This is a genomic window from Streptomyces prasinopilosus, from assembly GCF_001419695.1.
Lineage (GTDB): Bacteria > Actinomycetota > Actinomycetes > Streptomycetales > Streptomycetaceae > Streptomyces > Streptomyces prasinopilosus.
Genome location: NZ_LIRG01000547.1, coordinates 1 through 8,052 on the forward strand (window position 1 = coordinate 1; position 8,052 = coordinate 8,052).

Annotated in this window: 8 protein-coding genes and 1 tRNA gene; 2 read left to right on the plus strand and 7 right to left on the minus strand. The window is 69.2% G+C overall.

Features of this window, described 5'->3' with window-relative positions; all coding sequences use genetic code 11:
• Positions 1-1,200 (plus strand): phosphoenolpyruvate carboxylase (locus AOK18_RS21650; RefSeq protein ID WP_157865141.1); only part of this gene is annotated, 1,200 nt, incomplete at its 5' end.
• A 108-nt stretch (positions 1,201-1,308) separates the two neighbouring features.
• Here AOK18_RS21650 and AOK18_RS21655 read toward each other — a convergent pair.
• The 7 genes from AOK18_RS21655 to AOK18_RS21685 form a co-directional block, all read right to left on the minus strand.
• The gene (locus AOK18_RS21655; protein ID WP_055695437.1) at positions 1,309-1,797 is read right to left on the minus strand and encodes a hypothetical protein; all 489 of its coding nucleotides are present in this window, start codon (positions 1,795-1,797) and stop codon (positions 1,309-1,311) included.
• Between the two features lie 72 nt (positions 1,798-1,869).
• A complete protein-coding gene (gene pth / locus AOK18_RS21660; protein WP_055574415.1) occupies positions 1,870-2,466 on the minus strand; it encodes an aminoacyl-tRNA hydrolase in 597 nt (198 codons plus the stop codon).
• Positions 2,467-2,565: 99 nt separating this feature from the next.
• On the minus strand, positions 2,566-3,153 hold the full coding sequence (locus AOK18_RS21665; RefSeq protein WP_055574416.1) for a 50S ribosomal protein L25/general stress protein Ctc: 588 nt from the start codon (positions 3,151-3,153) through the stop codon (positions 2,566-2,568).
• Positions 3,154-3,392: 239 nt separating this feature from the next.
• Complete coding sequence (locus AOK18_RS21670; protein WP_055574417.1) at positions 3,393-4,373, minus strand: ribose-phosphate diphosphokinase; 981 nt, start codon at positions 4,371-4,373, stop codon at positions 3,393-3,395.
• Between the two features lie 143 nt (positions 4,374-4,516).
• Complete coding sequence (gene glmU, locus AOK18_RS21675; RefSeq protein ID WP_055574418.1) at positions 4,517-5,965, minus strand: bifunctional UDP-N-acetylglucosamine diphosphorylase/glucosamine-1-phosphate N-acetyltransferase GlmU; 1,449 nt, start codon at positions 5,963-5,965, stop codon at positions 4,517-4,519.
• 132 nt (positions 5,966-6,097) lie between these two features.
• Positions 6,098-6,168: transfer RNA gene (locus AOK18_RS21680), tRNA-Gln, on the minus strand.
• A gap of 11 nt (positions 6,169-6,179) precedes the next feature.
• Entirely contained in the window at positions 6,180-7,052 is an 873-nt protein-coding gene (locus AOK18_RS21685) for a hypothetical protein (protein WP_055695438.1), read from the minus strand.
• 168 nt (positions 7,053-7,220) lie between these two features.
• Between AOK18_RS21685 and AOK18_RS21690 the strand changes: the two genes are divergently transcribed.
• The coding region (locus AOK18_RS21690) for a sensor histidine kinase (RefSeq protein WP_167738722.1) at positions 7,221-8,052 on the plus strand (832 nt) is incomplete at its 3' end.

The window sequence follows — 8,052 nt, forward strand, 5'->3', positions numbered from 1 at the left end:
CACGCCGGCTGGGCGAAGATCGGCATCGTCCCGCTGCTGGAGACCACGGACGAGCTGAAGGCCGCCGACACCATCCTCGAGGACATGCTCTCCGACCCGTCCTACCGGCGCCTGGTCGCGCTGCGGGACGACGTCCAGGAAGTCATGCTCGGCTACTCCGACTCCTCCAAGTTCGGCGGCATCACCACCAGCCAGTGGGAGATCCACCGCGCCCAGCGCCGGCTGCGCGACGTCGCCCACCGCTACGGCGTGCGCCTGCGCCTCTTCCACGGCCGCGGCGGCACCGTCGGCCGCGGCGGCGGCCCCACCCACGACGCCATCCTCGCCCAGCCCTGGGGCACCCTCGAAGGCGAGATCAAGGTCACCGAACAGGGCGAGGTCATCTCCGACAAGTACCTCATCCCCTCCCTGGCCAGGGAGAACCTCGAGCTGACGGTGGCCGCCACCCTCCAGGCGTCCGCCCTGCACACCGCGCCCCGCCAGTCCGACGAGGCCCTCGCCCGCTGGGACGCCGCCATGGACGTCGTCTCCGACGCCGCCCACACCGCCTACCGCCGGCTCGTCGAGGACCCCGCCCTGCCGACGTACTTCCTGGCCTCCACCCCGGTCGACCAGCTCGCCGACCTGCACCTGGGCTCGCGGCCCTCCCGCCGCCCCGGCTCGGGCGTCTCGCTCGACGGACTGCGCGCCATCCCCTGGGTGTTCGGCTGGACCCAGTCCCGCCAGATCGTCCCCGGCTGGTACGGCGTCGGCTCCGGCCTGAAGGCACTGCGCGAGGCCGGCCTCGACACCGTGCTCGACGAGATGCACCAGCAGTGGCACTTCTTCCGCAACTTCATCTCCAACGTGGAGATGACCCTCGCCAAGACCGACCTGCGCATCGCCCAGCACTACGTCGACACCCTCGTCCCCGACGAGCTCAAGCACGTCTTCGACGCCATCAAGGCCGAACACGACCTCACCGTCACCGAGGTCCTGCGCGTCACCGGCGAACAGGAACTCCTCGACGCCGACCCGGTCCTCAAGCAGACCTTCACCATCCGCGACGCCTACCTCGACCCCATCTCCTACCTCCAGGTGGCCCTGCTCAAGCGCCAGCGCGACGCCGCCGCCGCGGGCACCGAGCCCGACCCGCTGCTCGCCCGCGCCCTCCTCCTCACCGTCAACGGCGTCGCCGCGGGCCTGCGCAACACCGGCTGACCCGAAGCGGCCCACGACGCAGCCGCACACGACGAAGGGTGCCCCCGAGCCGTCCTCCGGCCGGGGGCACCCTTCGTCGTCGCGCACCCGGACCCCGGGGGAGCGGCCTCACACCACCAGGAACGCCACCGTCACCAGCGCCACCCCCGACCACCCCATCGCCCACGCCACCCGCGTCCGCAGCAACCCGCCCGCGACCACCACCGACGCCAGCATCAGCGCCCCGCCCAACGGCACCCACGCGTAAAGGACCCCGGCGGGACCGGAACGGACCGCCTCGATGCCGCCCGGCTTCATGACGACGGCGTACGTCCGCCCCTGCGCCACGGCCGCGTTGTCCTCCAGCACGACCTCCGCCCGCGGCTGCGAACCGGGCGACACCGGCGAGTACGGCCCCGCACAGACCCGCCCGCCGCAGGACTCCACCGCGACCGCGCCCCGCTCCCGCCCCTTCGTCAGCATCACGTACTGCGCCGTGCCCCACGACGCCCACACACCCGCGACCAGGATCAGCACGGTGACCGCGCCCATCACCGCGAACCGGCCCAGGCGCAGCACGGCGGACGGACCCCGGGAGGACGAGACGGCTGAAGGCATGGCCGAGATCTTTGGCCATGCCCTTGCGGTCGGTCAACTCCGTGGGGGAACCCGCCCCCCACGAGCCACACCTCAGGAGTTGTACGTCCCCTGCGCCCGCTCCAGACCCTCCAGCACCAGACACTCCACCGCGTCCGCCGCCCGGTCCACGCAGTAGTCCAGCTCCTTGCGCTCCACCGACGAGAAGTCCCGCAGCACGTAGTCCGCCACCTGCATCCGCCCCGGCGGCCGCCCGATCCCGAACCGCACCCGGTGGTAGTCCGGCCCGAACGCCTTCGTCATCGACTTCAGCCCGTTGTGGCCGTTGTCCCCGCCCCCCAGCTTCAACCGCAGCGTCCCGTAGTCGATGTCCAGCTCGTCATGGACCGCCACCACCCGCGCCACCGGCACCTTGTAGAACTCCCGCAACGCGTTCACCGGCCCGCCCGACAGATTCATGAACGACATGGGCTTCGCCAGGATCACCCGCCGGCCGGCCGGACCCGGCGGACCGATCCGCCCCTCCACCACCTGCGCCTGCGCCTTCCCGGCCCGCTTGAACCGGCCCGAGATCCGCTCCGCCAACAGGTCCGCCACCATGAACCCCACGTTGTGCCGGTTCCCGGCGTACTCCGGCCCCGGATTGCCCAGCCCCACGATCAGCCAGACGGCCGCCGCATCGGTCGTCACGTCCCTGCCTCCTTCGTCCACGTCCACGTCCCGCACACACGTCGGCCGCTGCCCCCGCACGGGAACAGCGGCCGACGCGTAGGAAGACTACGAGAAGGATCAGGCCTGGGCGGCCTCGTCCTCGTCACCCTCCGGGGCCTCCTCGGCCTGCGCGGCCAGCACCTGCAGCACCACGGTGTCCCCGTCCACCGCCAGCTTCGCACCCTCCGGCAGCACCAGGTCCTTGGCGAGGATCGCCGCACCGGCCTCCAGGCCCTGCACCGAAACGGACACGCCGTCCGGGATGTTCGTCGCCTCGGCCTCGATCGGCAGCGCCGGAATCACGTGCTCCAGCAGGTTGCCGCCCGGAGCCAGCTCACCCTCGGGGGTCACGACGATCTCGACGGTGACCCGCTCGCCGCGCTTCACCATCAGCAGGTCGACGTGCTCCAGGAAACCCTTGATCGCGTCACGCTGCACGGCCTTCGGGATCGCCAGCTGGCTGCCCTCACCGTCGATGACCAGATCGATCAGCACGTTCGGCGTACGCAGCGCCAGCAGCAGCTCGTGACCCGGCAGGGTCAGGTGCAGCGGCTCCAGACCGTGCTCGTACACCACGCCCGGAACCTTGCCGTCACGACGGATACGACGCGCCGCACCCTTGCCGAACTCGCTCCGCGTCTCCGCGTGGATCTTCACCTCGGACATGCTCACCACTCCTCGAAGTCAGAAACCGTTGGGGATACCCCCCGCTCCGTGGAGCTTGGGGAAAGTCACCCGGCCACGAACGGCCTGCTACGAAGAGCGCGTCGATTACGGACCGCCGTACCCCACTCCTCACGAAGCGGTACGGCCTCCCTCGCCGAGCAACTGCAGCAGTCTACTCGGACAGGGAGGCCGTACCCAAAACGATCAACCGGGGAGCGCGGGAACCCCGCGCAGAACCCTTACTGCTCGTCGAACAGGCTCGTCACCGAACCGTCCTCGAACACCTCACGCACCGCACTCGCGATCGTCGGCGCGATCGACAGCACCGTCAGCTTGTCCAGATCGGCACTCAGCTCACCCGGAGTCGGCAGCGTGTCCGTGAACACGAACTCACTCACCCGCGAGTTCTTCAGCCGGTCCGCCGCCGGACCCGACAGCACACCGTGCGTCGCCGTCACGATCACGTCCTCCGCACCGTGCGCGAACAACGCGTCCGCCGCGGCACAGATCGTGCCACCCGTGTCGATCATGTCGTCGACCAGGACACACACCCGGCCCTTGACCTCACCGACCACCTCGTGGACCGTGACCTGGTTCGCCACGTCCTTGTCCCGCCGCTTGTGCACGATCGCCAGCGGCGCACCCAGCCGGTCGCACCACCGGTCCGCCACCCGCACCCGGCCCGCGTCCGGCGACACCACCGTCAGCTTCTCCCGGTCCACCTTCGCACCCACGTAGTCCGCCAGCAGCGGCAGCGCGAACAGGTGGTCCACCGGACCGTCGAAGAAGCCCTGGATCTGGTCCGTGTGCAGATCCACCGTCAGCACCCGGGTCGCCCCCGCGGTCTTCATCAGATCCGCGATCAGACGCGCCGAGATCGGCTCACGCCCACGGTGCTTCTTGTCCTGCCGCGCGTAACCGTAGAACGGCACGATCACGGTGATCGACCTCGCCGACGCGCGCTTCAGCGCGTCGATCATGATCAGCTGCTCCATGATCCACTTGTTGATCGGAGCCGTGTGGCTCTGGATCAGGAAACAGTCGGCACCACGGGCCGACTCCTCGTACCGCACATAGATCTCGCCGTTGGCGAAGTCGAAGGCCTTGGTCGGAACGACCCCCACACCCAGCAGGCGGGCGACCTCCTCGGCAAGCTCGGGGTGGGCCCGGCCGGAGAAGAACATCATCTTCTTCTGGCCGGTCGTCTTGATCCCGGTCACAGCACTATCTCCTCAGAGGTGTCGCAGAAACTCGCGGCTCGAAGGCGAGGACCTCCCGGACGGCATGCCGGAGGCCATCTCACCTGATGGGGTGCGGATGTGCATTTATCACGATACGACGACTCCGGCGCACCGCTTTCCGGTCAACCCTCCTCGGCCGACCCCCGGACAGCCTCCTCCGCCGCCCTCGCGGCGGCACTCCCCGGACGCTTACGGGCCACCCAGCCCTCGATATTCCGCTGCTGACCGCGGGCCACGGCCAGCGAACCGGGCGGCACATCCTTCGTGATCACAGAACCCGCGGCGGTATAGGCACCGTCCCCGACCGTGACCGGCGCCACAAACATGTTGTCCGAACCCGTCCGGCAGTGCGACCCGACCGTCGTGTGATGTTTGTCCTGCCCGTCGTAGTTCACGAACACGCTCGCCGCACCGATGTTCGAGAAATCACCGATCGTCGCATCCCCCACATACGACAGATGCGGAACCTTCGACCCCTCACCGATCGACGCGTTCTTCGTCTCCACGTACGTACCGATCTTCCCCCCGCGACCCAGCCGCGTCCCCGGACGCAGATACGCGTACGGCCCCACCGACGCCTCCGGCCCGACCTCGGCGCCCGACGCCACCGTGTTGTCCACCCGCGCCCCGGCACCCACCCGCGTGTCCGTCAACCGGGCGTTCGGACCCACCTCACAGCCCTCCGCCAGATGCGTCGACCCGTGCAACTGCGTCCCCGGATGCACCACCACATCCCGCTCGAACGTCACCGACACATCCACCCACGTCGTCGCGGGATCCACCACCGTCACCCCGGAGAGCATCGCGGCCGTCAGCAACCGGTCGTTGAGAACCCGCCGCGCCTCGGACAACTGCACCCGGTTGTTGATCCCCGCGATCTCCCGGTGATCCCCCGCCACCGACGCACCCACCCGATGCCCCGCCTCACGCAGAATGCCGAGCACATCGGTCAGGTACTCCTCACCCTGACTGTTGTCCGTCCGCACCCGCTTCAGTGCCTCCGCCAGCAACCGGCCGTCGAACGCGAACACACCCGAATTGATCTCCCGGATCGACCGCTGCCCCTCGGACGCGTCCTTGTGCTCCACGATCGCCGTCACGGCCCCGGACACCTCGTCCCGCACGATCCGCCCGTACCCCGTCGCATCCGGCACCTCGGCCGTCAGCACCGTCACCGCGTTCCCGTCCGCGGAATGCGTGGCCGACAGCCGGCGCAACGTCTCACCGGTCAGCAGCGGAGTGTCACCACAGACCACCACCACGGTCCCGTCCACGGAACCGCCCAGCTCCTCAAGACCCATCCGCACCGCGTGCCCGGTCCCGTTCTGCTCCGCCTGCACCGCCGTACGGACGCCGGGAGCGATGCCGGCGAGGTGCGCGGCCACCTGCTCACGCGCGTGCCCCACGACGACGACCAGGTTCTCCGGCTCCAGCTCGGCGGAGGCGGCCAGCACATGACCCACCAGGGAACGGCCGCAGAGGTCGTGCAGGACCTTCGGGGTCGCCGACTTCATGCGGGTGCCCTCACCCGCTGCGAGAACGACGACGGCTGCCGGGCGATTGGCGCTCACAAGGATGCCCTTCGGCTGTAAGGGGGAGGGGACATCCGCAGGATACCGGGGTGGCGGTGGGGGGAGATGAGTGCGGGCCCCGACCGGGGGTTGGCCGGTCAGGACCCGAACGGAGGATGGTGCTGCTGTGTGCTCCCGGAGAAGGATTCGAACCCTCATTCAACGGACCAAAACCGTTTGTCCTACCCTTAGACGATCCGGGATGGTATGTCCGCTATGACCGATTTCGGAGATCGGCTTCGCGTGCCGCACCTACTATGCCGCACCACCAGCCCTCGATGCGACGGTACAGGTCGGCTCCCTTCCTCACGTCGATGCGAAGGCAGCCGTGGTACTCGTCGGCGGTGTTCTTCCGGTTGGTGCGCGGGTTGTGCTTCTTGAGCGTGGTCTTCATGAGGTCGGTCGTGCTGATGCCCACGTGATCGGCCCAGAATCTCTCGGCGGCCGCCACGTCGGCTGTCTCGTGGATCTGTACCGCGAACCTGAAGTCCGCCGAGTCTGCTTCGAGTAGATCGAGCCACGCCAGGAAGACCGTGATCATGTCCGGATCGCTGTTGACGAAGGTGATGCGCTCGCGACGGCTGTAGGGCTTGCTCTTCGCGCCTTCGGCCCAGTAGAGACCCACGCCGAGCACGAAGAGTTCGCGGTCCGTCAGGGTGCCCACTTCGCCCATGGCCCGCCGTCTGGTCCGCTGCCGCTCCTCCTCGCGCAGCCGGAGTGTGGCCTCCCAGCCCCGTTTCGCGATCGCCGAAGCCTCCTCGCGGCTTCGTTTCCGTTCCGGCTTCGGCAGGTCCCGTACCCACAGGGAGATCGAACTCTTGGAGCAGCCCAGCTCCACCTGGATCTGGTCGTAGGTCCACCCCTGGAGGCGGAGTTCCCGTGCCCTCTCCCGCAGGTCGTCCTTGGCGTTCGGGCGCTTCGTCCACTCGGGGGCCGGTTCGCCCTGGAGGAGGCGGTTGAGGATGTCGTTGTTGTCCACGTGGAGCCGGTCGCGGATCTGGCGTCGGCTCAGCCCCGCCCGCCGCAGCACCACCGCCTGGTCCCGCAGTCCGTCGAAGTCGGCGTACTTGCCCGGTGCGTGTGTCATACGCATACCGTCCGGGCGGAATGTGCCCTTCCGGGTTCGAACGGTGTGCGGTTCGACAGTTCGAGGGATTTCGGGGCGTAGCGCGTCCGGACGGTCACGGAATGTGGTGAGGGGAAGTCGGGGAAACTCCCCGGAAAACGTGCACCGGGCGCCCGTAGGGTGGGAGGCATGACCACGACGGGGGAAGACCATGTGACGGCCCGGGGAGGGCCGTGGTGGTGGGGCAGGCGGCGCAGTGCCGTGCTGGATGTGGGGCTCGCGGCGGTGTCCGCGCTGGAGTGCGGGCTGGAGGGGGTTCCGTTCGCGCGGGACGCGGGGATCCCGGTGGCCGTGGGTGTGGTGTTCGGGTTGCTGGTGGGTTCGGTGCTGCTGGTGCGGCGGCACTGGCCGGTCGCCGTGGTGCTGGTGGTGATCGCGATCACGCCGGCCCAGATGGGTTTCCTGATGGGTCTGGTGGGGCTGTACACGCTGGCGGCGTCGGAGCTGCCGCGGCGGATCATCGCGTCGTTGGCGGGGATGTCGTTGGTGGGGACGTTCATCGTGACGTTGGTCCGGGTGCGGCAGGACATGGTGCGGGGGGAGCTGGACCTGGGGGACTGGTTCGTTCCGTTCGCGTCGGTGACGACGTCGTTGGGGCTCACCGCGCCGCCGGTGCTGCTGGGGTTGTACGTGGGGGCGCGGCGGCGGTTGATGGAGAGTCTGCGGGAGCGGGCGGACAGTCTGGAGCGGGAGCTTCAGTTGCTGGCGGAGCGGGCGGAGGAGCGGGCCGAGTGGGCGCGGGGTGAGGAGCGGACGCGGATCGCGCGGGAGATGCACGACGTGGTGGCGCATCGGGTGAGTCTGATGGTGGTGCATGCGGCGGCGTTGCAGGCGGTGGCGCGGAAGGATCCGGAGAAGGCGGTGAAGAACGCCGCGTTGGTGGGGGACATGGGTCGGCAGGCGTTGACGGAGTTGCGGGAGATGCTCGGGGTGCTGCGGTCCGGTGGGGACGGGGCGGGGC

Excerpts from the sequence above, each read along its gene's own strand:
- AOK18_RS21655 (WP_055695437.1), bottom strand. The coding sequence starts at position 1,797 with ATGCCTTCAGCCGTCTCGTCCTCCCGGGGTCCGTCCGCCGTGCTGCGC.
- AOK18_RS21665 (WP_055574416.1), bottom strand. The coding sequence starts at position 3,153 with ATGTCCGAGGTGAAGATCCACGCGGAGACGCGGAGCGAGTTCGGCAAG.
- AOK18_RS21685 (WP_055695438.1), bottom strand. The coding sequence starts at position 7,052 with ATGACACACGCACCGGGCAAGTACGCCGACTTCGACGGACTGCGGGAC.